This is a genomic window from Halorubrum kocurii JCM 14978 (genome assembly GCF_000337355.1).
Lineage (GTDB): Archaea > Halobacteriota > Halobacteria > Halobacteriales > Haloferacaceae > Halorubrum > Halorubrum kocurii.
The window spans coordinates 1-24,688 of the sequence record NZ_AOJH01000025.1 but is presented as its reverse complement, the minus strand read 5'-3'; the positions used below and the strand labels follow the sequence as shown (position 1 = coordinate 24,688).

23 protein-coding genes and 1 pseudogene are annotated in these 24,688 nt (G+C 69.3%); 14 read left to right on the top strand and 10 right to left on the bottom strand.

The annotated features are described in order from the left end of the window. The 4 genes from C468_RS02880 to C468_RS02865 form a co-directional block, all read left to right on the top strand. Window positions 1-1,630: ATP-binding protein (locus C468_RS02880; RefSeq protein WP_008847375.1), on the top strand; the 1,630-nt coding region annotated here is incomplete at its 5' end. 118 nt (window positions 1,631-1,748) lie between these two features. Further along, on the top strand, window positions 1,749-2,096 hold the full coding sequence (locus C468_RS02875; RefSeq protein ID WP_008847374.1) for a hypothetical protein: 348 nt from the start codon (window positions 1,749-1,751) through the stop codon (window positions 2,094-2,096). 125 nt (window positions 2,097-2,221) lie between these two features. Beyond that, window positions 2,222-2,701, top strand: coding sequence for a TRAM domain-containing protein (locus C468_RS02870; protein ID WP_008847373.1), 480 nt, complete (start codon window positions 2,222-2,224; stop codon window positions 2,699-2,701). A 141-nt stretch (window positions 2,702-2,842) separates the two neighbouring features. Beyond that, window positions 2,843-3,346, top strand: a complete 504-nt coding sequence (locus C468_RS02865) for a Tfx family DNA-binding protein (protein ID WP_008847372.1) — start codon at window positions 2,843-2,845, stop codon at window positions 3,344-3,346. A 31-nt stretch (window positions 3,347-3,377) separates the two neighbouring features. Here C468_RS02865 and C468_RS02860 read toward each other — a convergent pair whose 3' ends face one another. After that, a complete protein-coding gene (locus C468_RS02860) occupies window positions 3,378-4,403 on the bottom strand; it encodes a succinylglutamate desuccinylase/aspartoacylase family protein (protein WP_008847371.1) in 1,026 nt (341 codons plus the stop codon). A 127-nt stretch (window positions 4,404-4,530) separates the two neighbouring features. Here C468_RS02860 and C468_RS02855 point away from each other — a divergent pair, with 127 nt between their 5' ends. Together C468_RS02855 and C468_RS02850 are read left to right on the top strand one after the other, a co-directional pair. After that, window positions 4,531-5,358, top strand: a complete 828-nt coding sequence (locus C468_RS02855; RefSeq protein ID WP_008847370.1) for an MBL fold metallo-hydrolase — start codon at window positions 4,531-4,533, stop codon at window positions 5,356-5,358. Window positions 5,359-5,415: 57 nt separating this feature from the next. Continuing rightward, a complete protein-coding gene (locus C468_RS02850) occupies window positions 5,416-6,534 on the top strand; it encodes a molybdopterin-dependent oxidoreductase (protein WP_008847369.1) in 1,119 nt (372 codons plus the stop codon). A 6-nt stretch (window positions 6,535-6,540) separates the two neighbouring features. Here C468_RS02850 and C468_RS02845 read toward each other — a convergent pair whose 3' ends face one another. The 3 genes from C468_RS02845 to C468_RS02835 form a co-directional block, all read right to left on the bottom strand. Continuing rightward, window positions 6,541-6,933, bottom strand: a complete 393-nt coding sequence (locus tag C468_RS02845; RefSeq protein ID WP_008847368.1) for a PIN domain-containing protein — start codon at window positions 6,931-6,933, stop codon at window positions 6,541-6,543. Next, window positions 6,930-7,142: a DUF7557 family protein gene (locus tag C468_RS02840; RefSeq protein WP_008847367.1), complete on the bottom strand. Its 213-nt coding sequence runs from the start codon at window positions 7,140-7,142 to the stop codon at window positions 6,930-6,932. The genes C468_RS02845 and C468_RS02840 overlap by 4 nt, the downstream gene beginning before the upstream one ends. A gap of 69 nt (window positions 7,143-7,211) precedes the next feature. Beyond that, window positions 7,212-9,677, bottom strand: a complete 2,466-nt coding sequence (locus tag C468_RS02835) for a DEAD/DEAH box helicase (RefSeq protein WP_008847366.1) — start codon at window positions 9,675-9,677, stop codon at window positions 7,212-7,214. 297 nt (window positions 9,678-9,974) lie between these two features. Here C468_RS02835 and C468_RS02830 point away from each other — a divergent pair, with 297 nt between their 5' ends. Beyond that, window positions 9,975-10,424 carry a DUF5807 family protein gene (locus tag C468_RS02830; protein WP_008847364.1) on the top strand — a complete coding sequence of 150 codons (450 nt, stop codon included), beginning with the start codon at window positions 9,975-9,977 and terminating at the stop codon, window positions 10,422-10,424. A 39-nt stretch (window positions 10,425-10,463) separates the two neighbouring features. Here C468_RS02830 and C468_RS02825 read toward each other — a convergent pair whose 3' ends face one another. The 3 genes and pseudogenes from C468_RS02825 to C468_RS02815 all read right to left on the bottom strand — a co-directional run bounded on the left by C468_RS02825 (window position 10,464) and on the right by C468_RS02815 (window position 15,073). Continuing rightward, the gene (locus C468_RS02825; protein WP_008847363.1) at window positions 10,464-12,116 is read right to left on the bottom strand and encodes a long-chain fatty acid--CoA ligase; all 1,653 of its coding nucleotides are present in this window, start codon (window positions 12,114-12,116) and stop codon (window positions 10,464-10,466) included. Between the two features lie 313 nt (window positions 12,117-12,429). Beyond that, window positions 12,430-13,729, bottom strand: a pseudogene (metX, locus tag C468_RS02820) (homoserine O-acetyltransferase MetX). A gap of 3 nt (window positions 13,730-13,732) precedes the next feature. Then, window positions 13,733-15,073: an O-acetylhomoserine aminocarboxypropyltransferase/cysteine synthase family protein gene (locus C468_RS02815; RefSeq protein ID WP_008847362.1), complete on the bottom strand. Its 1,341-nt coding sequence runs from the start codon at window positions 15,071-15,073 to the stop codon at window positions 13,733-13,735. Window positions 15,074-15,230: 157 nt separating this feature from the next. On the opposite strand from C468_RS02815, the gene C468_RS02810 reads away from it, so the two are divergent. Then, window positions 15,231-16,652 carry a single-stranded-DNA-specific exonuclease RecJ gene (locus tag C468_RS02810; RefSeq protein ID WP_008847361.1) on the top strand — a complete coding sequence of 474 codons (1,422 nt, stop codon included), beginning with the start codon at window positions 15,231-15,233 and terminating at the stop codon, window positions 16,650-16,652. Window positions 16,653-16,691: 39 nt separating this feature from the next. Here the strand turns inward: C468_RS02810 and C468_RS02805 are convergent, their stop codons facing one another. After that, the gene (locus tag C468_RS02805; protein WP_008847360.1) at window positions 16,692-17,255 is read right to left on the bottom strand and encodes a response regulator transcription factor; all 564 of its coding nucleotides are present in this window, start codon (window positions 17,253-17,255) and stop codon (window positions 16,692-16,694) included. A 144-nt stretch (window positions 17,256-17,399) separates the two neighbouring features. On the opposite strand from C468_RS02805, the gene C468_RS02800 reads away from it, so the two are divergent. Continuing rightward, entirely contained in the window at window positions 17,400-18,128 is a 729-nt protein-coding gene (locus tag C468_RS02800; protein WP_008847359.1) for an RAD55 family ATPase, read from the top strand. 70 nt (window positions 18,129-18,198) lie between these two features. Here C468_RS02800 and C468_RS02795 read toward each other — a convergent pair whose 3' ends face one another. After that, window positions 18,199-18,537, bottom strand: a complete 339-nt coding sequence (locus C468_RS02795) for a helix-turn-helix domain-containing protein (protein WP_008847358.1) — start codon at window positions 18,535-18,537, stop codon at window positions 18,199-18,201. A gap of 185 nt (window positions 18,538-18,722) precedes the next feature. Here C468_RS02795 and C468_RS02790 point away from each other — a divergent pair, with 185 nt between their 5' ends. The 4 genes from C468_RS02790 to C468_RS02775 all read left to right on the top strand — a co-directional run bounded on the left by C468_RS02790 (window position 18,723) and on the right by C468_RS02775 (window position 21,485). Then, window positions 18,723-19,061, top strand: a complete 339-nt coding sequence (locus tag C468_RS02790) for a hypothetical protein (RefSeq protein WP_008847357.1) — start codon at window positions 18,723-18,725, stop codon at window positions 19,059-19,061. A 326-nt stretch (window positions 19,062-19,387) separates the two neighbouring features. Continuing rightward, window positions 19,388-19,966 (top strand): archaellin/type IV pilin N-terminal domain-containing protein, encoded by a 579-nt coding sequence (locus tag C468_RS02785; RefSeq protein WP_008847356.1) that lies wholly within the window; start codon window positions 19,388-19,390, stop codon window positions 19,964-19,966. Window positions 19,967-19,968: 2 nt separating this feature from the next. Continuing rightward, a complete protein-coding gene (locus tag C468_RS02780; protein WP_008847355.1) occupies window positions 19,969-20,670 on the top strand; it encodes an archaellin/type IV pilin N-terminal domain-containing protein in 702 nt (233 codons plus the stop codon). Window positions 20,671-20,756: 86 nt separating this feature from the next. Beyond that, the gene (locus tag C468_RS02775) at window positions 20,757-21,485 is read left to right on the top strand and encodes a DUF7500 family protein (RefSeq protein ID WP_008847354.1); all 729 of its coding nucleotides are present in this window, start codon (window positions 20,757-20,759) and stop codon (window positions 21,483-21,485) included. A 35-nt stretch (window positions 21,486-21,520) separates the two neighbouring features. On the opposite strand, the gene C468_RS02770 is transcribed toward C468_RS02775, so the two are convergent. Beyond that, entirely contained in the window at window positions 21,521-21,970 is a 450-nt protein-coding gene (locus tag C468_RS02770) for a zinc ribbon domain-containing protein (protein ID WP_008847353.1), read from the bottom strand. Between the two features lie 208 nt (window positions 21,971-22,178). On the opposite strand from C468_RS02770, the gene C468_RS02765 reads away from it, so the two are divergent. Next, a complete protein-coding gene (locus tag C468_RS02765) occupies window positions 22,179-24,578 on the top strand; it encodes a BGTF surface domain-containing protein (RefSeq protein WP_008847352.1) in 2,400 nt (799 codons plus the stop codon). The last annotated feature ends 110 nt before the right edge of the window (window positions 24,579-24,688 follow it).

The following is a 24,688-nucleotide window of genomic DNA, read 5'->3' as shown; positions in this document are numbered from 1 at the left end:
CCCCGGCTACGGCTTCCTCGCCGAGAACGCCGACTTCGCTGCCCGCGTCGAGGCCGCAGACGGGATCACGTGGGTCGGCCCCGCAAGCGACGCGATGGAGCGGCTCGGAGAGAAGACGCACGCGCGCCGCGTGATGGACGACGCCGACGTACCCATCGTCCCCGGAACGACGGAGCCCGTCACCGAGGTCGAGGCGGTGACCGAGTTCGGCGACGAACACGGCTACCCCGTCGCGATCAAGGCCGAGGGCGGCGGCGGCGGCCGCGGGATGAAGGTCGTCGAGAGCGCCGCCGAGGCCGAGGAGGCGCTCGAGTCCGCCAAGCGCGAGGGCGAGGCGTACTTCTCGAACGACTCCGTCTACCTCGAGCGCTACCTCCAGACCCCCCGCCACGTCGAGGTACAGATCGTCGCGGACGCGGGCGACGGCGACGACGGGGAGACGGAGGTCGTCCACCTCGGCGAGCGCGACTGCTCGCTTCAGCGCCGCCACCAGAAGGTGATCGAGGAGGGGCCCTCCCCCGCGCTCTCCGACGAGCTGCGCGAGAAGATCGGCGAGGCGGCCCGCCGCGGCGTCGCCGCCGCCGACTACACCAACGCGGGCACCGTCGAGTTCCTCGTCGAGGAGGACGTGGACCGCGACCCGTCGGAGCCGCTCGGGCCGGACACGCCCTTCTACTTCCTCGAGGTCAACACGCGGATCCAGGTCGAACACACCGTCACCGAGGAGCTGACCGGCATCGACATCGTGAAAGAGCAGCTCCGGGTCGCCAGCGGCGAGGGGCTCTCCGTCTCGCAGGACGACGTGGAGCTGGATGGCCACGCGATCGAGTTCCGGATCAACGCCGAGAACGCCGCGAAGGAGTTCCAGCCCGCCAACGAAGGCCGGCTCGACACGTACGACCCGCCGGGCGGGATCGGCGTGCGCGTCGACGACGCGCTCCGGCAGGGCGACGAGCTGGTGACTGACTACGACTCGATGATCGCGAAGCTGATCGTGTGGGGTTCGGACCGCGAGGAGTGTCTCGCGCGGTCGAGGCGCGCGCTCGCGGAGTACGAGCTCGACGGCGTCGTCACCATCGTCCCGTTCCACCGGCTGATGCTCGACGACGAGCGGTTCGTCGACGGCACCCACACCACGAAGTACCTCGACGAGGAGCTCGACGACGGGCTGGTCGCTGAGGCGCAGGAGAAGTGGGGCACCGAGTCGGCGTCGGCGGGCGACGACGACGAGGAGGTGTCCGAACGCGAGTTCACCGTCGAGGTGAACGGGAAGCGGTTCGAGGTCGAACTGGAGGAGCGCGGCGCGCCCGCGATCCCGGTGCCGGAAGGCGGCGCCGGCGGCAGCGCCGGCCAGCAGCGCCCGCCGCAGGCGAAGTCCGACGATGCGGACGACGGCGGGGTCGACGTCGCCGAGGGCGGCGAGGCGATCGCGGCGGAGATGCAGGGGACGATCCTCTCGGTCGGCGTCGACGAGGGCGACGAGGTGTCCGCCGGCGACGTTGTCTGCGTGCTCGAAGCGATGAAGATGGAGAACGACGTGGTCGCCGAGCGCGGCGGGACGGTCACGAGCGTCCACGTCGGCGAGGGCGACAGCGTCGACATGGGCGACGTGCTGATCGTGTTAGAGTAGGGGGCGATCGACTCAGCCACAGCGGACGGGAGCGCGCGAGCGGCTTGAAACCGCGCGTCGGAGGCGGTCCCCCGGCCTGACCGACGGTGTTTAATCGGACGCCCGAAAAGGGAGCGGCATGGAGCCGGTCGACGACTGGCGCGCGGCGATCGCGGAGGCCGGGGAGCTGACCGGACCGATCGCCGCGGGCGTCGTCGACGAGCACGGCGACCGCGGGAAGCGCGCCATCGAGGCGGTCGGCGAGGGGCGCGTGAAGCGCTACCGCGATTTCACCGTCGTCGTCGGCCACGACGACGAGTACGTCGTGGAGGACGGCGAGTGCACCTGCGCGGACGCGACGTACAACCTCGACGCCGAGGACCCCTCCGAGCGGTGCTGGCACGCGATCGCGGTCGACGTGGCCGACGCGGTGGGCGCGGTCGACCACCACGACATGTGGTACTCCGAGGTCCGCGAGTTCTTATAAGTCGGCGTCGAAAGCCGACCGCCTGACCGATTCAGCCACGGTTCACCCGGATGAGGAGCCGATACTCCGGGTTTTCGGCCGGCCAGTCGAAAACGTTTACAACGGCGGCCGGTCTCCCCTACGGTATGGCGGACTGTCCACTCGCCGACGACTGCCCCAGTTTCGACGAACGAATCGAGGGGATGGGGTGTCAACACTACGGCAACAAGGGCGGCGCGGAGTGGTGTAACCACTACGACATGCCCATTTACGAGCTGAAACAGCAACCGGTCCAGCCCGGCGAGGAGGTCGTCGTCGAGGTCGACGACATCCACGAGAGCGGCGCGGGCGTCGGCCGCACCGACGACGGCTTCATCGTCCTCGTCGACGGACTCCTCCCGCCGGCGCGCGCCGAGGTCCGGATCCACCGCGTGAAATCGAGCCACGCGACCGCTCGGGACGTCGTCGAACGCCTCCCAGACGACCCGGAGGAAGAGGAGGACGGCGACGGCCTCGAAGACGCCGACGGCGACGCCGCCGACGAGGAAGACGAAGGGGGCAACCGGCGCCGCGACCGCCCCGACCGCGAGCGGCTCGGCAGCCGCGAGAACTTCTGGGGCAAGTAGAGCGTCTCGGGGGCGGCCCCACCCCACGGACAGTCCGGACGCTACCGATCCGCCGCCGACTCCGCTCTCGTTTCGTCCCTTCCCGTTTCGTTCCCCCCTCGAAACCGCCGTTTTTTGAGCGGCCGTCCCCTGACGGCACGTATGGTCGCAGACGACGGGGCCACCGATTCCGATCCGGAGCCCAATCCCGACGACGTCGACGCCGCGGCGCTGTTGGAGCGCGCGGGGTTCGACGCGGACGAGAGCGTGCTCACCCGCCGGCAGGCCGAGGTGCTGGCTCTCCGCGAGCGGGGACTCCGGCAGTCCGACATCGCGGACCGGCTGGGCACGTCGCGAGCAAACGTCTCCAGCGTGGAGGCCAGCGCCCGCGACAACGTGGCGAGCGCCCGCGAGACGGTCGCGTTCGCGGAGGCGCTCGCCGCCCCGGTCCGCGTCGAGATCGAGTCGGGGACGGACCTGTACGACGCGCCGAAGCGCGTGTACGACGCCTGCGACGAGGCGGGCGTGAAGGTGAACCAGACCGCGCCCGACCTGATGAAGGCGATCGGCGACCGGGCGGGCGAGGCGGTCCGCGGACGCGAGGTACGCGACCGGCTGTTCGTCACCGTCGACGCCAGCGGGACGATCCGGGTGCGACTGCCCTGAGTCGACGGCGGCCGCTGGCGGCCGCGTCGGATCACTCGTCCAGCCGCTCGGCTATCCCCGCGAGCGTCGCGCCCGCCGTCACTGTCGCCTCGCGGGCGATCGAGTAGACGATCCCGGCGCGGTCGGCCGCGGCGGTCTGGAGAGGCTCGAACGTCGCGGGATCGTGAAGGACGCCGAGCCGATCGCCGGCCGCGACCTCGTCGCCGATCGAGAGCCCGCGGTCGGGAGTGAACAGCCCGGAGTCCGCCGCCTCGACCCGCCCGAGGTGGTTCCGCGCGACCGTGCCGTCCCACGGCGCCGGCTCGCCGGGGAGGAGCCCCTCGTGCCGGAGGACGCCGAGCATCCCCCTGACGCCGGCGTCGACCGCCTCGGGGACGACCGCCCGGCTGTGCGCGAGTTCGGGAGTGACCGTCGGGACCCCCTCGCGCGTGGCGGCGACGCGGAGCTTGCCCGCGAAGCCCCGCTCCGCCCACTCCGCGTCCGCCTCGTCTCCCGCCGCCTCCGCGAGCAGGAGGTCGGTGCCGAACGCCTCCGCGAGCGCTCGGCAGGCCGGGTCGTCGCGCATGTACACCGCGTGGGTGAGCATCGCGGGCGACCCGGTGTGGAGGTCGACGACCGCGTCCGCCGCGCTTGCGAACGACCAGAGGCGAGCCGCCATGCGCTCGTGGAGCGTCCCGTCGGCGTCGCCCGGCCAACACCGGTTCATGTTCGAGTGGACCGCGTCGAGCGACTCCGGCGTGGTGTACGAGACCCGGTCGAACGTGAGCGGGTCGGCGACGGGAACCGTCACGAGGGTCCCCGCGAGCGCCGCGTCGACCGCGTCGTCGCCCCCACCCGTCAGCCGCTCGTGGAGCCGGCGGAGGACCGCCGTTCCGTTCACTTCTCGGCCGTGTTGCGCCGCCTGTGCGTAGACGACGAGCCCGCTGTCCGCCGGCGCGTCGAGTTCGGGGCCGTCCGGGCCGTCGACGAGGCGCCCCTCGCCGTAGGCGTGGACGGTCGTGCGGACAGGGACCCCCGAGGGGAGCCGCGCGAGGACGAAGTCGCGAGCGTCGTGCATACAGGAGCGTCGTTCCTGACGGGCTTATAAATCGGGGCGCGGAGAGCGGGGGCGCGGTCGGGGAGCGCCGCGACTCGACCGGCCGACCACGGACGCTAAGTCCGTGGACCGCCGACGGCGATCCGAGATGCGGGTCACGCTCCTCGGAACCGGTGACACGACCGGAACGCCGACCGTCGGCTGCGACTGCGACACCTGCGCCGCGGCCCGCGAGCGGGGCGTGTCGCGCTCGCGGTTCTCCGTCCACGTCGCGAACGAGCGCGCGGGTGAGTCGCTGCTCGTCGACTTCAGCCCCGACTTCCGGAGCCAGTTCCTCGACAACGACGTCCCGCTGCCCGACGCCGGCATCGTGACGCACATCCACTTCGACCACCTCGACGGCCTCGGCAACGTCTATCGACTGGTCGACGGGCTGCCGGTCCACGCCCCGTCGGAGACCGACCCCGCGACCGACGAGAGCGTCGCGGAGACGATCCGCGCGAAGTACGACTACCTCGAAGACCGGATCGGCGTCCATTCGCGCGCGCCGTTCGAACCGTTCGAGACGTGCGGGCTCGAGGTCCGGTTCGTCCCCGTCGACCACCCGCCGCTCCTGTGTTACGGCGTCGTGATCGAGGACCCGGAGACGGGGGCAAAGCTCTCGCTCACGGGCGACACGAGCTACGACGTTCCGGAGCGGTCCCGGGAGGCGCTCTCCGACGCCGACCTCCTGCTCGCCGACGCCATCGTCCCCGCGTCGCTCTGCGAACACCACCCGATCGGCGGGCGCCACGAGGACGCCGACGGCGTGCCGCGCACGTTCGGCACGAAGCATATGACTCGGGAGGGTGCGCTCGCGCTCGCCGACGAGCTGGACGCGGACCGCACCCGGCTCGTCCACCTCGCGCACTACTACCCGCCCGACGAGGCGTTCGCGGAGCCGCTCGCGGTCGACGGGGAAGTGTACGAGCTGTAGGCGGGGCGATCGAACGGTGACGACGCTTTTGTCTCGCTAGCACGTACCACGATCGAGATGGGAGCGAGAGCCCGACTCCGCGGGGCCGTTGACCGGCTGGAGCCGCCGCCGCGCGCCGTCGACTGGTCGCTGTTCGCGTTCGTCCTCGCCGAGGCCGCCACCGGGCTCGTCTCGTTCACCGTCGGCGTCCCCGAGGGGTGGCCGGTGTTCTGGCTCCACCGCGCGCTCGGCGTCGGCGTCGTCGCGCTGCTCGCGTGGAAGCTCGCGCGGGTCCGACGCCGGCTCACGGACCCGAGCCTGTGGCGGCGGTCGACCGCGCTGTCGGTCCTGACCCTCGTCGCCGCGCTTGGCGCGCTCTCGACCGGGGTCGCGTGGGTGTTCGGGCTCGACGTGCGAGTCTCCTACTGGACTCTCCTCTCCGTCCACGTCGGGTTCGGGCTCGCCTTGGTCCCGCTCGTCGCCGCGCACGCGACGACCCGGTTCCGGCTCCCGAGGCGGGTCGACTTCGAGCGCCGGCGGACCGCCGTCCGCTACTTCGCGCTGCTGGCGGCCGGCGGCGCGACCTACCGGCTCCAACAGGGGATCAACGACGCGCTCGACACGGCCGGTGCCGACCGGCGGTTCACCGGCTCACAGCCCCGTGAGGGGGACGGCAACGGTTCCTTCCCGATCACCTCGTGGGTCGCGGACGACCCCGACCCGATCGACCGCGGCGACTACCGCCTGTCGGTCGACGGCCTCGTGAGCGACCCCGTCGAACTGACCGCCGCGGACCTCGCCGCCGGCCATGAGACGGAGGCGCTGCTCGACTGCACCAGCGGCTGGTACACGGTACAGGAGTGGAGCGGGGTCCGGGTCGGCGACCTGCTGGAGGCGGCCGGCGGGCCGGAGGCGGCCGCCGGCGACGAGGAGGCGACCGACCGCGAGCCCGCCTACGTCCGGTTCACCTCCGTCACCGGCTACCGCTGGAGCCTCCCGCTGGCGGAGGCCGAGGACGCCCTGCTCGCCACGCACGTCGGCGGCGAGCGACTGAGCCACGGGCACGGCGCGCCCGCGCGGCTGGTCGCACCCGACCGCCGCGGGTTCCAGTGGGTGAAGTGGGTGACGCGGGTGGAAGTCAGGTCGGAGTACGACCTCGGGCAGTGGGTGGTGACGCTGGTGAGCGGGTTCGACTGAACCTCCTCAGACGAAATTGACCTCGAGAGCGTCACGAATCCCGTCGACGTCGAAGTCGGTGTCCGACACGGCCAGCCGTTCGTCCTGTGCGACGGCGGCCCCCGCGATGAAAGCGTCGCGGGCCGCGAGAGGGTCTCCCTGTTCACGGAGCGCATCCTGAAGCACTGCCGCTTCGCGAGCGACCGCCGCCGAGGTGTCGATCACATCTATCCAGTCCAGCGCCTCGTCGACCGCGCCGAGGTCCGTCGATCCCGTCTTGAACACCTCTCCTTGGTACACTTCGAACAGCACGAGCGGCGGTGCGACCGCGCGCTCGTCGGCGTGAGACTCGACATATTCGACGGCGGGGGACCGTCCCGCGAGGTAATCGATGAGGACGCTACTGTCGTATAGGGTCACGGCGAGTCGACCCCGCGTTTCATCTCCCGGCGTTTCTCTCGGGCGTGCTCTGGCGCGTCGCTTCCCTCCCACAGACCGGCCCCGGACCGGATATCCTCGCGGCGCTCGCGAAGCAACCGCGTCAGCAGATCGTTGAACGTCTCGTCGTCGCCTTTCAGCGACGCGAGCGCGGCGTGTGTCTCCTCGTCGACACGGATGCTCTTGCTCATGTCTGCTCGTATACTACCTCGTATACAATATCCTTTCGCCGCTGTTTCCGTTCGTACCGTCGATCAAAGCTACTCGTACTCGCTGCCGACGACCTCGCGGATGCGCTCGGCGGTCACCGGGCCGACGCCGTCGACCTCCAGTAGGTCGTCCTCGGGCGCGGTCATCACGGCCTCGACGGTGCCGAAGTGCTCGAGGAGGGTGCGCGCCGTGACCGGGCCGATGTCGGCGATGGACGAGACGACGTACTCCTGCTGTTCCGCGCGGGTCTTCGTCGTCTTCTCGCCGTGGACGCTCACCTCGCGGTCGCGGGTCTCCTGCTCCCGTTTGGCGATGGTCGCGAGCAGCTCGGTGGTGTCGCCCTCGTCCTCGGTGCGGAGGACGCTCACGTCGAAGTCGACCGCGAGCGACGCGAGCGCGCCGCGGATCGCGTTGGGGTCGATGTCGCGCTGGCCGTAGAGGTTCGTCCCCTCGACGACCATCACGGGGCGGGCGTACGCTCGGGAGAGCTCGCCGACCTGCTCGAACATCGACCGGTCGGAATCGAGCATCGAGTCCACGAAGTCGGCCGCGGACTTGCGCTCGACGGCGACCCGGTCGGAGAGCACGTAGTCGCCGACCGCGAGCGTCTCCAACCGGGTGACGAGCCCGTCGCGCGTCGAGAGGTCCTTCGCGATGGCGGAGTCGAGCTCGCGCTGGTCGACGACGACCTCGACGCCCTCGTCGACGCCGGCGGTGGCGACGACGCCGTCGTCGCCCTCGCTCGCCGCAGCCTCGTCGGGCTCTTCAGCGTCACCCTCTCGCGCTTCCGCGGCAAAGTCGGTGAGGCCGGCGTCGCCGGCATCGTCGCCGGCGTCCGCGTCGGGCGACCCGGCGTCCGGGTCCTCGGCCGCGGTCGGTCCGGTCGTCGACACCGACGTCTGCGCTCCGCCCTCGTCACCGGACCCACTGGCGAACGCGTCGAGCCCGGCCTGCCCGTCCTCGCCGACGGTCTCCTCAATGTCGTCGGTGGCCTCCTTCAGCTCCGAGAGCTGGCTGGCCATCTTCTTCTCGCGACGGCGAGAGATCCAGAAGAACGCCTCGTCGCGGGTGTCCTCGGCCATCAGGACGACCACCTTCCCCTCGGCCTGCCGGCCGGTCCGGCCCTTGCGCTGGATCGAGCGGATCGCGGTCGGGACCGGCTCGTAGAAGCAGACGAGGTCGACCTCGGGGACGTCGAGGCCCTCCTCGGCGACGCTCGTGGAGACGAGCACCTCGAACTCGCCGGCCTTGAACTCGTCGAGTGTTTCCTGTTGCTGTTTCTGGCTCATCCCGTCGGAGCCCTCCTTGTCGCCCTGCCCGACGAACTTCCGCACGTCGAAGCTGGCGGAGAGGAACTCCACGAGCGCCTCCGCGGTGTCCCGGGACTCGGTGAACAGAATCGCGCGCTCGCCCCCGTTGATCCCGAGCGTCTCCGCGAGGAGGATCCGGGCCTTCGAGAACTTCGGGTGGAGCCCGTCGAACGACTCCGCCTTCCGCATCGCCTCGCGAACCTTCGGGTCCGCGACCATCCGCTGGCTCGCCTTCGAGGCGCCCGACGACCGGGCGGCCTCGCGCTGGCGCTCGAAGTAGCGCCGGACCGACTCGACGGACTGCGTCTCGACCAGCTCGGTGGCGCGCCGGAGCTTCATCACCTCGGCGTGGGTGCTCATCCCCTTGTATCCCTCCGACTGGTCGTTGTCCATCATCTGTTTCAGCTGCCCGCGCATCTTGTTGAGGTCCTTCTGCGAGAGGTCCGGGTTCGTGGTGTTCGTCACCCCCAACTGCTTCAGCTTCTCCAGCCGGTCGGTGATCACCTCGTTGAGGGCGTCGCGGATCGCGAGGACCTCGTCCGGGAGCGTGACCTGTTCCCACTGCACGTCGGTGTCGTGCGTGTACTCGTCGACGTCGGCGTCCTCCTCGGTCATCACCTCGACGTTCACGAGCCCCAGGTTCTCACAGACCGTCTCGATCTCCTCGGTGTCGCCGCCGGGCGAGGCCGACATCCCGGTGACGAGGGGATCGGCCGCGTCGGCGTGGTAGCGCTCCGCGATGTAGACGTACGCGTAGTCGCCGGTGGCGCGGTGGCACTCGTCGAAGGTGCAGTGCGTCACGTCGCGAAGCGATATCCGGTTGCCGACCAGGTCGTTCTCGACGACCTGCGGGGTCGCGATCACGATCCGGGCGTCGTCCCACAGCGCGGCGCGGTCGTCCGGCTTGACCTCGCCGGTGAACACGACGATCTCGTCGTCCGGAATCGACAGCGCCTCGCGGTAGAAGTCGGCGTGCTGCTGGACGAGGGGTTTGGTGGGAGCTAAAAAGAGGGCCTTCCCGCCCGCCTCGTGGAGGCGCTCGGCCGTGACGAGCAGGCTGACCGTCGTCTTGCCGAGGCCGGTCGGGAGACAGACGAGGGTGTGTTCGTCGGCGGCGGCGTCCGCCAGCTGGAGCTGGTAGCGGCGCCGCTGGAGGAAATCGTCGACGAGCAGGGGTCTGTCGATGCCGGCGGCCTCGGTCGCCATCGGCGGTGCTTCGCCGCCTCCGGCCTAAAGCCTTCGCGAAGCGGAGTGAAAGTTATCGTTCGGTGGAACGCTCCTCTCGGAGCTCTTCCGGCACGTCCTCGTCGACCAGCTCCGCCCACTCGACGAGCCGGTCTCCGGATGGTGTTTGCGCGCTCATCAGGGGACGGATCTCAGTGATGCGTATTAACAGTTACCCCGATTCCACACGATTAGTCATCGGTGTCGCCGACGAGACGCGCCGCCGGTCGTCCGACCGCGACACGCACTCCTTTTACCGCTCACGCGCCTCGGACCGGCATGAGCAACCTCGACGAGTTCCTCGCGGGCGAGCGGCTCGACGACGTGGTCTTCTACCTGAGCGACGCGTACCTCGACGACGACTCCAGGCTCCGCAGCGTCGGCACGGAGACGGCCGACGGCGTGCGGCTGATCCTCGACGGCGAGACAGGCCGGTCCGCGTTCGAGGCCGGCACCGGGATGGGCGCGATGGAGTTCGCGAAGACGGCGATGGGCGCCGAAGGGGTGATCGCCCGGTCGCTCGACGACGGGGAGTGCCCGTTCGCGGACGACGCGGGCGGAGACCCCGAGGACGATCACGGCGTCAACTTCGTCTTCGCGTTCGCGGAGGCGCAGAACGAGGAGGTCGGCGGACTCTACGCCGAGGGCGACGTGGTCCACGCGTACGCCCACTGCACCTGCGGCGAGAGCTACTCGCACAAGTGGGTCGTCGGCGACCGCGACGACTGAGAAATCGGTTCGGGACGGGCGGTTACGCCCGGCGGAGCGTTACTCCTGTTCGGGCGCGTCGTCTTCCGGCACCGCGCCGTCGACGAGCGACTGCTCGCCGTACTGCTCGCGGAGGTCCTTCTTCGAGAACTTTCCGGTGGCGGTCTTGGGCACCTCGTCGATGAACTCTACCGCGTCCGGCACCCACCACTTGGGGTACTCCTCGCGGAGGCCCGCCTCGATCCGCTCGACGAGCTCGTCGCGGTCGACCCCGTCGGCCACGACGACGAACGCCACGGGGCGCTCCTGCCAGCGCTCGTGGGGCACGCCCACTACGGCCGCCTCGCTGACGCCGTCGTAGGCCATGATCGCGTTCTCCAGCTCGACGCTGGAGATCCACTCGCCGCCGGACTTGATGACGTCCTTCGTCCGGTCGACGAGCTGCATGTAGCCGTCCTCGTCGACGGTGACCACGTCGCCGGTCTTCAGCCAGCCGTCGACGAACTCCTGCTCGCTGGCCTCCGGACGCTTGAAGTACTCCTTCGTGACCCACGGGCCGCGGATCCGGAGCTCGCCGAAGTCCTCGCCGTTCCACGGCACCTCCTCGCCGTCCTCGTCGATCACCTCGAACTCGAGGCCGGGGGCGACGAGCCCCTGCTTCGAGCGCTTGTTCACCTGCGTGTCGTAGTCCGCGTCGCGCAGGTCGCTCTTGAGGTGCGAGACGGTTCCGATCGGCGACAGCTCGGTCATCCCCCACGCGTGCAGCACCTCCACGTCGCGCTCGTCGTACCACTCGATCAACGCCTGCGGGGCGGCCGCGCCGCCGATGATCACGGTGTCGAGCGTCGAGAGGTCCACCTCGTTGCCCCCCTCGATATACTCGCGCAGACCGAGCCACACCGTCGGGACGCCCGCGGAGATCGTTACGCCCTCCTCCTCGATCAGCGCCGCGAGGTCTGCCGGGTCCGGCGACGGTCCCGGGTAGACGTGTTTCGCGCCGGCCGCGGTCGCGGTGAACGGCATCCCCCACGCGTTGACGTGGAACATGGGGACGACGGGCATGACCACGTCGGAGTCTTCCATCGGGATCCCCTGCGGCGTCTGGGAGGCCATCGTGTGGCTCCACAGCATCGACTGGGTGTACTCGACGCCCTTCGGCTTCCCCGTGGTGCCCGAGGTGTAACAGAGCCCGGCCGGTTGGTCGCCGTCGAGGTCGGGCCAGTCGTACTCGGTCGAGTAGTCTCCGATGAACTCCTCGTAGGCGGGTGCGTCGAGCGCGTCGATCCCCTCCGAACCCATGGCGACGAAGTCGACGTCCTCGAACTCCTCCGCCCCGTCGGCGGCGCCCGCGATCTTCTCGGCCAGCGACGGGTCGACGAAGATGATCTCGTCGTCGGCGTCGTCGACGATGTACCGGATGTGCTCGTCTGGCAGGAGCGGGTTGATCGTGTGGAGCTGTGCACCGGTGTTCGGGACGCCGAAGTACGTCTCGAAGTGGCGGGTGTGGTTCCAGCAGAACGTCGCGACGCGGTCACCGCGCTCGATCCCGTACTCGTCGAGCGCGTTCGCGAGTTGGGCCGTCCGCTCGGCGTACTCGGCGTACGTGTGCCGGGTGCGCCCCTCGTGGGTCCGAGAGACGACCTCGGTGTCCGGGTACAGTCGTTCGGCGCGCCACAGGAAGGGTCGAAGTGTCTGGGAGTGTCCACCGGGCATACCTCACACACCACGGGGTCGAGAACTATGAACGTTATCATGGTTGATCGTGAGCGTTCGGTCGGGGGACCGCGTCGGGCGCTCGTGCGCCGTTACCGAGGCCGGATTACCGGTGGTCCGGTCCGAGGGCTCGGCCGGTTACTTATAAATAACTGATTGTGGACCGGCGGTGCACACCGTCAAAGCCGCAGCCGCGAGGAGTCGCGCACCTCGCTGCGCGCTTCAGTCGCTTACTTCGTTCGCGACTCCCTCGCCCGTGCTCCTCGCGGCCGCCGACGGCGGCCACTCGGCGGCGCGCGCCACCGCACCGCTGTTATCCTTTAAAAAGGCTCGCGTGCACCGGCGCGTGGTCCGACTCCGGGCGCGCGGAGTCGTCGGCCCCGCCGCCGTCGGAGACCGCGCGACCGGCGGTCCCGTCGGCGAGGAAGTCGCGGAGCGGCGGCCCGACGTGTTCGGGCTCGACGAGGAACGCGTCGTGGCCGTGATCGGAGTCGATCACGTGGTGCGCGACCGGGGCGTCGCCGGCGCGGAAGGCGTCGGCGAGCGACGACGACTGCTCGACGGTGAAGTGCCAGTCGGCAGTGAAGCTCAACAGGAGCGCTTCGCCGTCGAAGGCGCCGAGCGCGTCGGCGTCGGTGCCGTGGCCCGCCGCGAGGTCGTACTCGTCCATGGCGCGCGTGAGGTAGAGGTAGCTGTTGGCGTCGAACCGCTCGCTGAACCCCTCGGCCTGGTAGTCGAGATACGACTCCACCTCGCGGTACGGGAAGAACGCCGCCGTCGGCTCCGGGGGGAGCCCGAGGTCCCCCTCCTCGCGGGTCAGCGAGTCNGTCGCGGCCCGCCGATCGGCGGCCGAACTTCCGCTCCATCGACGCCTTCGAGAGGTACATGATGTGGCCGATCTGGCGGGCCAGCGCGAGCCCCTCGTCGGGCGAGGGGCGGCCCTCACCGTAGTAGTCGCCGCCGTTCCAGTTCGGGTCCGCGCGGATCGCCCGGCGGGCGACCGCGTCGAGCGCGAGACACTGCGCGTCGAGGCGCCCGGCGGTCGCGATGGCGACCACGCGGTCGACGTCGTCCGGGTAGCGCTTCGCCCACTCCAGCGCGTTCATCCCGCCGACGCTCCCGCCGACGACGGCTCGGAGCCGCCCCACGCCGAGGTGGTCCAGCAGGCGACGCTGCGCGCGCGCCCAGTCCTCGACCTGCACCGGCGGGAACGCGGTCCCCCACCGGTCGTGGTCGGGCGCCTCGGGGAGGTCGAGGTCGGCGGGCCGCTCGCTCGCCGGGCCCGTGGTGCCGTAACAGGAGCCGGGGACGTTCGCGCAGACGACGTAGTACTCCGTGGTGTCGATCGCCTTCCCCGGGCCGACGATGTCGTCCCACCACGCACGGGCTTGCCCGGCCTGGCCGGCTCCGCGGGTCCCCTCGTCGCGTTCGGGCGCCGGCGACCGGGCGACGTTCTGGCTCCCGGTGAGCGCGTGACACACCAGCACGACGTTGTCGCCGTCGAACTCGCCGTGCGTCTCGTAGGCGACCTCCAGGTCGGGGACCGACTGGCCGCACTCGAAGGCGAACTCGCCGAGCGAGGCGACGCCGTGGTCGGTCGGGACGGTGCTCACGAGTCACACCCCCGGGTCGTCCGCGGGTCGCTCGGCCGCCGGGTCGTCTGCACCCTGCTCCCTCGCGGCGCGTTCGCCCGCCGCCAGCCCGTCGCCGAGGTCGGCGATCACGTCGTCGGGGTCCTCGATCCCGACGGAGAGCCGGAGCATCTCAGGGTAGACGCCGGCGAGCCGCTGTTGGGTCTCGTCCATCTGCGCGTGCGTGGTCGACGCCGGGTGGATGACGAGCGTCTTCGCGTCGCCGATGTTCGCGAGGAAGCTCGTCAGATCGACGGCCTCGCAGAACGTCTTGGCGGCCTCGTACCCCCCGTCGACGCCGAACGTGACCATCCCGCCGTAGCCGTCGAGGTACTCGGCGGCGTTCTCGTGGCTCCGATGGTCCTCGAAGCCGGGATACGCCACCCAGTCGACTCGGTCGTCGTCCCGAAGGAACTCGGCGACCGCCCGGGCGTTCTCGCAGTGTCGCTCCATCCGAAGCGGGAGCGTGTTGAGCCCCTGAATCGTCTGCCACGCGTCGAAGGGCGACTGCTGGCCGCCGGTCGGGCGGACCCCGCGCTGGCGGGCGACGTTGGCGAAGGCCGCGTCGCCGAACTGCTCGACGAAGTCGATCGGGTAGGCGGGCGACTGCCCGTCGAGCTCGTCGTAGTCGGCGTCGGGGTGGTCCCACGGAAAGGTCCCGCCGTCGACGACGACGCCGCCGACGGTGGTGCCGTTGCCGGTGATCCACTTGGTCGTCGACTCCCAGACGATGTCGGCGCCGTGCTCGAACGGCCGGCAGAGGTAGGGAGTGGCGAACGTGTTGTCGACGACGAGCGGGACGGCGTGCTCGTGGGCGATCTCCGCGAGGCGCTCGAAGTCGGGCGTGACGAGCGAGGGGTTCGCGACCGTCTCGACGTGGACGAACGCGGTGTCGTCGTCGATCGCGTCCGCGTACGCCTCGGCGTCGAGCGCGTCGACGAGCCGCGCCTCGACCCCGCGGCGGTTCGCGATGCTGGTGAGGTACGCGGCCGTGCCGCCGTACATCTCGGAGCTGGCGACGACGTTGTCGCCCGCGCTGGCGAGCACGGTCGCGATCGCGTCGAAGGCGGCCATCCCCGAGCCGGTCGCGACCGCGTCGGAGCCGCCCGACAGGTCGGCGAGCCGGTCCTCGAGGACGCCCACGGTCGGGTTGGAGAGCCGAGAGTAGATGTGGCCCTCCGCCCGGAGCGCGTACAGCTCCGCCGCCGCGTCCGCGTCGTCGAAGACGAACGAGGTCGTCTGGTGGATCGGGGTCGCGCGCGACCCGGTCGCCGGATCGGCCTCGGCGCCGGCGTGGAGACTCCGGGTGTTGAACCCACGTGTCATGTGTGTAGTGCATATATCTCAATACATCTATAACCGCCAGTTACGGCAAGTGATGCCTCCGCCTGTGTCGAAGCGGCGCGATCGGCGCAGTTGCGGTCGTCTCTCGCCGGCCGCCCGAAGCGTGAGTTTATCCCCGGTCGCGAGCCAACGGTCGGTAATGGCAGTCGCCGATCCACCCGTCCCGGACCTCACCGGGCGCGCGAGCGCCTGCGCCGACCGGCTCCGCTGCGCGGACCGCGTGCTGCTCGCGTCCCACATCGACGCCGACGGGCTCACGAGCGGCGCGATCGCGTCGACCGCGCTCGCGCGGGCCGGGATCGACCACGAGGTCGTCTTCGAGAAGCAGCTCGACGCCGCGTCGATCGCGGGGATCGCCGCCCGCGAGTTCGACGTCGTGTTGTTCACCGACTTCGGCTCCGGGCAGCTCGACGTGATCGCAGACCACGAGGACCGCGGCGACTTCGTCCCCGTGATCGCCGACCACCACCAGCCGGCCGACCGCGAGACGGAGTTCCACCTCAACCCGCTGTTGGAGGGGATAAACGGCGCGAGCGAGCTGTCGGGCGCGGGAGCGAGCTACGTGCTCGCCCGCGCGCTTGAGAGGCCGGACGGGGACAACCGCGACCTCGCCGCGCTGGCGGTGGTCGGCGCGGTCGGTGACATGCAGGACTCCGACGGCGGGCTCGTCGGCGCCAACGAGGCGATCGTCGCCGACGGCGTCGACGCCGGCGTCATCGAGGCTCAGACGGATCTGGACCTGTACGGCAGGCAGACCAGACCGCTCCCGAAGCTGCTGGAGTACGCCTCCGACGTGAAGATCCCGGGAATCTCGAACGACGAGGCGGGCGCGATCTCCTTCCTCGCCGACCTCGATATCGACGTGAAACGCGACGGGGAGTGGCGGCGCTGGGTCGACCTCGACGGGGAGGAGCGGCAGGTGCTCGCGTCCGCGCTGATGCGCCGCGCCGTCGCCTCCGGCGTCCCCGCCGACCGGATCGAGGCGCTCGTCGGGACCTCCTACACCCTCGTCGACGAGGAGCCCGGCACGGAGCTACGGGACGTGAGCGAGTTCTCCACGCTGCTCAACGCCACCGCCCGGTACGAGCGGGCTGACGTGGGGCTCGCCGTGTGTCTCGGCGACCGCGGCGACGCGCTCGACGAGGCGCGGCGGCTCCTGCGAAACCACCGGAAAAACCTCTCCGAGGGGCTTCAGTGGGTGAAAACCGAGGGCGTCACCGATGAGGATCACCTCCAGTGGTTCGACGCCGGGTCGCGGATCCGCGAGACGATCGTCGGCATCGTCGCCGGGATGGCGATCGGCTCGCCCGCCCTCGACCGCTCGAAACCCGTGATCGCCTTCGCCGAGGAGAACGCCGAGGAGCTAAAGGTTTCCTCGCGGGGGTCACACACCCTCGTCCGACGGGGGCTCGACCTCTCGCGAGTGATGCGCGAGGCGAGCCAGGCCGTCGGCGGCGACGGGGGAGGCCACGACGTGGCCGCGGGCGCGACGATCCCGATCGGCGAGCGCGACGCGTTCCTCGCGGAGGCGGACCGGCTGGTCGGCGAACAGCTCTCGTAGCGAACCGGGCGAGAACAACGAGCGCGCGGTCCGGTCGCGTCAGGCCTCGCCGAGGTCGCGGAACATCGCGCGGTAGTCGTCGGACGACAGCGACTCGCCGAGCTCGTCGATGTCGGTGTCGAGGTCTTCGAGCCGCGCGACCAGTTCGGCGTACGCCTCGTTTCCGTCGCGCTGAGCGGCCGGCTTCTGGGCGTTGAGCACCGCGCGCTTGCTCGCCAGCGCCGCGGCCTCCTGGATCAGTTCGTCGTACTCGCTGCGGGTCAGCAGGGTGTCGATCGCCGCCAGCAGCTTCGAACGGCTGACGGGCTTGGTGAGGTACAGGTCGAACCCCATATCGATGATGTCGAAGTCGGGTTCGACGGCGGTGACCATCGCGACGCGACAGTCGTAGCCCGCCTCGCGGATGTGGTCGAGCACGTCGTCGCCGCTCCCGTCCGGGAGCCGGCGGTCGAGCAACACCACGTCGATCGCGCCGTCGACGCGGTCGATCGCCTCGGCGGCGGTCTCGGCGAGGTCCACGTCGTATCGCTCTTCGAGGAAGCCGGCGTACAGCGCGGCGATGTCGGGCTCGTCCTCGACGACGAGGACCGATGGGTCGCTCACCGTCGATCACCGCCGTGTTCGACGGAGGACGCTTCACCGGGCATACAGAAACGGGCGGTGTGTCGAGGAATAAACCTGTCGGCGTCCGTGCGGTCGGTCCGTCGGATCGTCTTTTATATACTCCGGCCGCCAATAACGGGACGAATGTCAGAACTCGTCTCCACCGGGGTCGAGGGGCTCGACTCGATCCTCTCCGGCGGAATCACGGAGCGATCGACGGTCCTCGTCTCCGGGAACCCCGGTACCGGCAAGAGCATCTTCGGGATCCAGTACCTCTACCACGGCGTCACCGAACAGGACGAGCGCGGGGTGTACGTCTCCTTCGAGGAGGACGAGGCGGACATCCGCGGCGCCGCCGAGTCGATCGGGCTGGAAGGGTTCGGTGACCTCGTCGACAGCGGCGACATCGTCATCCTCGACAAACGCGAGATGCTGCGCGAGACCGACTTCTCGACAGCGGTCGACAAGCTCCTCGACACGATCGAGGACGGCGACTTCGACCGGCTCGTACTCGACTCGCTGTCGATGTTCCAGCTCTTCTTCGACGCCGAACAGGAGAAGCGGACGTACCTGCTGAAGTTCTCGGACATCCTCAAGGCGAACGGGCTGACCTCGCTGCTCATCAACGAGCAGGGCGCGGTGTTCCCCGACACCGAGGTCGGGCTGGAGAACTTCCTCACCGACGGGAACATCTACTTCATCCAGACGCCGACCGACTCCGGCGTCAACCGCTACGTGTGGGTGGCGAAGATGCGGAAACAGGACATCGACACCGACATTTTCCCGATGGAGATCGGCGAGGGCGGCATCACCGTCCACGAACGGGCCGGCGGGTTCTCGATGATGGGGCGGTCCGACGAGCCCTCGTTCTGACTTCGGCGGAGAGCAAACAGGCGGCGCGGGCGGGGACGACGCGGTGTCGCGGGGAGGAACGCGGAAACGGTTACTGTCCCGACGAGAGGTCGCGCCACACGTCGTCGAGCCGGTTTTTCACGGCGGAGCGCTCCTCAACCTCCACAGTGAGTCCGTCACGGAAGTCGACCTCGACGCCGTCCACTTTCCGGCGGTACACCTTCACGCGGCGGTGTTCGTCCGAGAGCGGACGGTCGTGAAGCTCGAGGAGATCGGCCTCCTCCAGTTCGTTGATCCGGCGGTAACACGTCGCGATCGGGACGTCGAGCTCGTCGCTCAGGTCCTGCGCGGACATCGCGTCGCCCGTCGCGGTCAGGATGTCCGTGTTGTACTTGTTGCCGAGCACCGTGATCAGATCGTCCCCCACCATTCACGTTATCGTCGTTGATTTTTGGAGTTTAAAAGGGTACCGGTGATCGGCTCGGGTCGAGAATCCGGTTCGGCGGCGCCACGACCGCCGTAGCGGGTTCTCGCCCGTTCGGAGCGGTTCACGGGTGTTATCGCCGGTGATAGTCGCCACCGTAGGTTTATAAATCGACTCCGGTCAGAAGGCGTATGGAACTCATCGAGGGGTTGTATCTCGTGACGACCACCGTGCTGGCCGGCGCGAGCGCGACGCTGCTCGCGTTCGCGGTCTCCGCGTACCGGTCGTCTGGGCGGACGGCGATGGCGTACCTCGCGGTCGGGTTCGGGCTCGTCGTCGTCGCCGCCGTGGCGACGCCCGTCGCCGCCTTCCGGACCGCCTTCGCGAACCCGCAGGCGCTGCTGCTCGTCAACACGGGCCTGCTGGCGGCGTCGATGGCGCTGGTCGCCGGCAGCCTCGCGGTGTACGAGCCCGGCACGCAGGAGTTCGTGATCCCCGAGTCGGAGCTGACGCGGATCCAAGACCGCTGAGGCGGCGCGGAGCCGCACGGCTCGCACGACCGCTGTCGAGTTTTGAAGCGGGAGTTGTCCGGACGATCGCGCTCGATAGCGTCGCGATCCCGCTCCCGTTCGCACCCGATCCAGTCGATCGCGCGGGACGCTCAGAGATCCAGTGTCGATAATCTGATCGCGATGTCGTTGATATTTTCAGAAATTATAGGAACGGATAGAATCTAAAAACCGCAATACGGCAGCGCCTTATCAGTTTAAATAATCGGCACGGAGTCTTTAATAGGGAAATTCCACTCCCTAGCGATAACGCCCGCCGGGCAGGCCGGGGGCCAACGCAACACACAATGTTCGAAACACTACTGGACGAGGAAGAGCGCGGTCAAGTGGGGATCGGGACCCTCATCGTGTTCATCGCGATGGTGCTGGTGGCGGCGATCGCCGCCGGCGTCCTGATCAACACGGCCGGCTTCCTGCAGACGCAGGCGGAAGCAACGGGCGAAGAGAGTACGAGTCAGGTGAGCGACCGGCTGCAGGTGGTGAGCCAGTCCGGCAACGTGACGGGTGACAGCCCTCGTAACGTAGATCATCTGAACATCACCGTGGCGCAGTCACCCGGTGCTGGCAACATCGATCTCAACGAGACGAGCGTCGAACTCATCGGAACGAGCGGACAGGAGACGTTCCAGCTCAGCGATGAGAACGCCAGTATCGACATTTACACCGGAGAAGAGGGTGATGTCGTGCTGACCGACGCCAGCGACCGTGCCGATATCGGGATCGACCTGACCAGCGACATTTACGAGCCGCTTGAGGGCGGCGACCGCTTGTCGGTCACCTTCACGACGGCGTCAGGAGCGACCACGTCGGCCGAACTTCGCGTCCCGACGACGCTGACCGATGAACAGACGTCTGTGAGGCTGTAACAATGTTCGAATTCATCAACAACAGTGAGGACCGCGGTCAGGTTGGTATCGGGACGCTCATCGTGTTCATCGCGATGGTCCTGGTTGCGGCGATCGCCGCCGGCGTCCTGATCAACACGGCCGGCTTCCTTCAGTCCCAAGCTGAGGCGACCGGTCAAGAGAGCACCGACCTCGTGTCGGAACGGATCGACGTGACGAGCGAGGTCGGCATCGTCGGCAACAACAGCACGGGTGAGTTGGAGTCGATCAAGATCAGCGTCTCCGGCGCTGCCGGGGCCGACCAGATTGACCTGTCGGAATCGACTCTTCAAGCGGTCGGACCGAACGGACAGGCGAACCTCGTCTTCACAGACACGAACGCTAGTGGTGGGGACACCATCGCGAACGCGAGCCAGCTCAACGCGAGCGAGTTCGGCGTTCAGGACTCGAACGGTGAGTTCGTCGACGGCGGCGATGCCGTACTCGACGACGACACGGACTACACGATCGTCGTGAACCCCGGTACGCAGCCGTTCGGGAGTATCACGGAGGGTAACGTCTACGGCAGCGGCTACACCTACGCACACAACAACAGCACCGAGGAGGCGTTCGGTGAGGGTCAGACCTCGTCGCTCGAGATCGTCTCGCCGTCGTCGGCGACGACTTCGGTCGAACTGAACGCCCCCGACCTCTTCACCGAGGACGGCGAAGCGGTCCGGCTCTAACGAGCCTCGAATAGGCCCCTAACCACTGTCCCGGCGGAATCGGTCCGCCCGGAACACCTATTTTCTCGCGTCACCACGGGTACGCCATGAGTGACCACGAGGCACCGCCGGCCGACCCCGACGAGCTCGACTTCACCGACGACGAGAGCGTCGTCGAGATCGGGGAGAGCCGGTACGTCGTCGGGACGAACGGCCGGCCCAACGTCCGACGGTCACAGCCGGAGCGGTCCCCCGCCGACGAGACGGGCTTCACGGCCGCGGATCCGGCGAACCCGGCGGAGCGACAGCCGCCGGATCCCGGTGGCGGGCCGGGAGGCGCAGCGGGCGGAGCCGGGACCGGCGCGCCCCGCAACGCGGGCGGTCACCCCCAGGGCGGCACCGGCCGGCCGCAGACCGGTGCAGCCGGTCAACCGGGAGGCGCTCCCGCGACCCACGCCGGCGGCGCGGGCGACACCTCCGAAGTCGACCGGCAGTCGGTGAGCCGGTGGCTGGCGAGCTCCTTCGACGACGACGGGTTCACCTACGGCATCGACGCGACGCTCCACGTCGACGGCGACACCACCCGCCAGCGGATGGTGTCGAACGACGTGACGGCGACGTTCGACTCGCTCGTGACGTGGTTCGCGTCCAACGCGGGGCCGAGCTCGCCGACGCCCGAGGCGCTCGGGCTCCTGCTCGTCGCCTCTGAGACGACCGTGGACGTGCCGCCGGTGGCGATCAAGCGCTTCGCCGCGAGCCAGGGACTCACGGCGAGCGACAGCATCGGCGACCTGGTGCGCGCCGCCGAGGACGCGGGCGGGTTCCGGATCGAGTGATCTCCGCCGGAGACGCCGCCCGTGCTGATTGCTCTTTATAAAACAACGAACAGCGCGATCCCGATCAGCGTGAACACCGCGTATATTCCCGCCATCACCTCTCGTTTCAGCGGGCTCCCGAGCGGCTCCGCGGTGAGCCGTCGGATCGGCGGCAGGATCGCGATCCCGGCGAGGATCAGCGGCCACGACTCTGGGGCGGGAACCCGCGTGAGCGCGACGACGACCGTCCCGTAGCCGAGGACGTACGAGCCCCGCCGCCAGAGCTGCTCCCGGTCGGAGAGCTCCTCCATGGACGGGAACGCGTCGTCGCCTCCCGAGCCGCCGTCTGATCCGCCACCGCCGCTCCCCCCCGTGACCTGCTCCGCCTGCCGCTGAACGTACTCGTCTAACTCCTCGGCCGCGTCCTCCGTCTGCGGGGCGCCGCACTGCGCGCAGTACCGCGCGTCGTCGTCAAGTGGTGCGTCACAGCGGGGACACGATGGCATCTTGGCGTGGATCGGGCGCCGCCCGGGCTTAATTCTTCGGACCGAGGACGCCGCTCACGTCGGGCGATTCCGGCGTTTTCCGCTCCGTCGACCGCCTCTCGTTACACGCCCTGATAATCGGGTGAGTACGCTTTAGTCGGTGACCCGCGGAGTCGTCGCTACCCAACCTCGGGCCGTCGCCCGGCCCGCACTCGTTGACCACGCCCTCATGACGATGGACCACGACCACGCGACCGACACGCGCCCGATAGACGCGACCGAGCGGCCCGCAGGGGACTCGGCGGCGACCGACGGCGACGGAGCGGTCGACACCGACGCGGACGGTCGGTCCCGACCCGTCGGGATCGGCCCATCGGCGCTCCAGACGAGCGTGATCGGCCTCGTCGTCCTCGTCGCGCTCGCCGGCGTCGTCGCGACCGCTCCGGCCGCCGCGGGGCTCTCGTCAGGCGCGTCCGCGCTGTCCGTCGACGCCGGAGCGACGGCGCCCGCCACAGTCGAGGCCGGAGCGACGGCACCCGCCGCGGTCGAGGCCGGCGGTCCGGTCGCCCCGACGGACCGCCCGGAGATCAGCGGCGGATTTTCTCGGTCGACCTACACCGGCGTCGCCGGCGACCCGGTCCGGATCAGGTACACCGCGGACAACTCGGACGGGGGCGTGTACCTGCTCGTCGGCGGCAACCGGCTCAGCGACACCGGGGAGTCCGTCGGCTTCGTGGACGTGCTCAAGATCTCGGGATCGAGCGAGACCACGATCAACACGCGGACGATCGGGACGAACCAGACCAACGTCCAGAGTTGCGCCCGCGACGACGTCTCGTGTGACTTGGAGTTCCGCGACGAGGACGGGGACGTCGTCGCCGACGGCCTCGACAACCTCAGCGCGTTCTCCGGCGCAACGGGTGCAGAGGGGCTCGCTCGGCCCCTCGTCCCACAGCGGTACCGGCTTGCGATCACCAACGGGACGTTCGTCGTGGAGGACTCTGGGACGGTGACGCCGACCGAGACCGCGGACCAGGCGGACCTCGTGTTGGAGAAGCCGAAGTTCCGCGACGACGTCGAGGTGTTCACCAGCGTCGATCCGAGCGCCCTCGACGAGGAACCCGACTCCGAGTCAATCGAAGACATCCGGAGCAACGGGCTCGACCGGCCCGAGGTGACGAAGGGCAACCGAATCGTCCTCGGGTTCGAGTCGACCGGCATCTGGGGGGCCCTGTCGCACTTCGCCGGGGACGAGGAGGAGCTCGAACCGGGCCAAGAGATCGATCACGACGTGTTGACCGACCTCCTGGACGCCGAAGAGGGGGTGTCGCTTCGGGTCCGACAGACGAACCCCGGCAGAAACGAGCCGGCCGCTGCGCTCGATCTCTCGCGCGCCGACTCGGACGACGTCAAGCTCTTCGTGGCGGACGCGGCGGAGCTGGAGACGCCCGAGGCACCGGGACGGTTCTACCTCGTCATCGACACCAGCGACGGCGGCGCCTTCACCGAAGACCCCGAGCCGGGCGACGAGTTCGCCGTGGAGTTCGCGCTGGAGGGGACGGAGGGCGAGCGCTACTCGTTCGCGGACGGTGAGCCGCCGGCCGCCTTCGAGGCGTCGTCGGCGACCGACGACGACCTCTCGGCGCAGTTCCCCTACTGGGAGGCGCCCGATAGCACGATCCGCGCCGAGGCGTCGTTCTCCGTCCGGGAGCGGTACCTCCGGTATGATCACGTCACCGACGACGGCGAGATCCTCGTCGAGGCCGACGACGGCCGAATCACGGGAACAACGTCGCTGCTGCCGGTGTGGGAGATGACGGCGACGCTCGTCAACGACGACGGTGAGGCTCCCTTCCGGACGGAGTCGCCGCTCGAGATCTCCGACGGGAACTTCACCGTCGACGCCGATCTCGACGACGTCTCCCCCGGGACGCGGCTGAACTACGAGCTGCACGAGGGCTCCACGCTCCGCGACAGCCGGACGGTCGTCGTCGTCGACGACGCCGACAACCCGGACGAGCTGGTGATCGAAGACGCCCCCGACAACGTCACGGTCACCGAGGGAGAGAACCTCTCCGCGATCCGAGCCACCGCGCGTAACGCAGGCGGACTGACCGGCGAAGGGGACCTCACCCTCACGGTCGACAACGGCAGCGAGGCGGGATCGTGGGGTGTTCGGCTCGAACCGGGGGAGTCGCGGACGTATGAGTTCGGCTCGGAGACTCCCGACCTCGACCCGGGAACCTACCCGTTCACGCTTCGGCTCGACGACGACACCCACACCGGGACGCTCGTGGTCGAGGCGGACCCGGCGACGACGACGATCGACGACGACGCGTCCGACGCCGAAGAGAACGCGTCCGATGACGACAGCGGCGACGGCGGCGACGACAACGCGACCGAGTCAGACGACGGCGGCGACGACAACGCGACCGAGTCGGACGACGGCGGCGACGACAACGCGACCGAGTCGGCTGACAGCGGCGACGAGGAGTCAGAGTCGGATAACGCGCCCGACGACGGCGAGTCCGACAGCGTCGGGATGCTCCCGCTTCCGTTCGGCACGCGAGAGGCGTTCGGCGGAACCGTCCTCGTCGGCGCCGTCCACCTCCTCGGCCACTGGGTGTGAGGGACCGGGCGGCGGGCGCTCCGATCTCCCTCTGTTCTCATCGCTGAGAACCGCGGGGGAGTGATTAAGTGATCGCTGTGCCCCGATCCAGACAACAATGGCTACGCGGG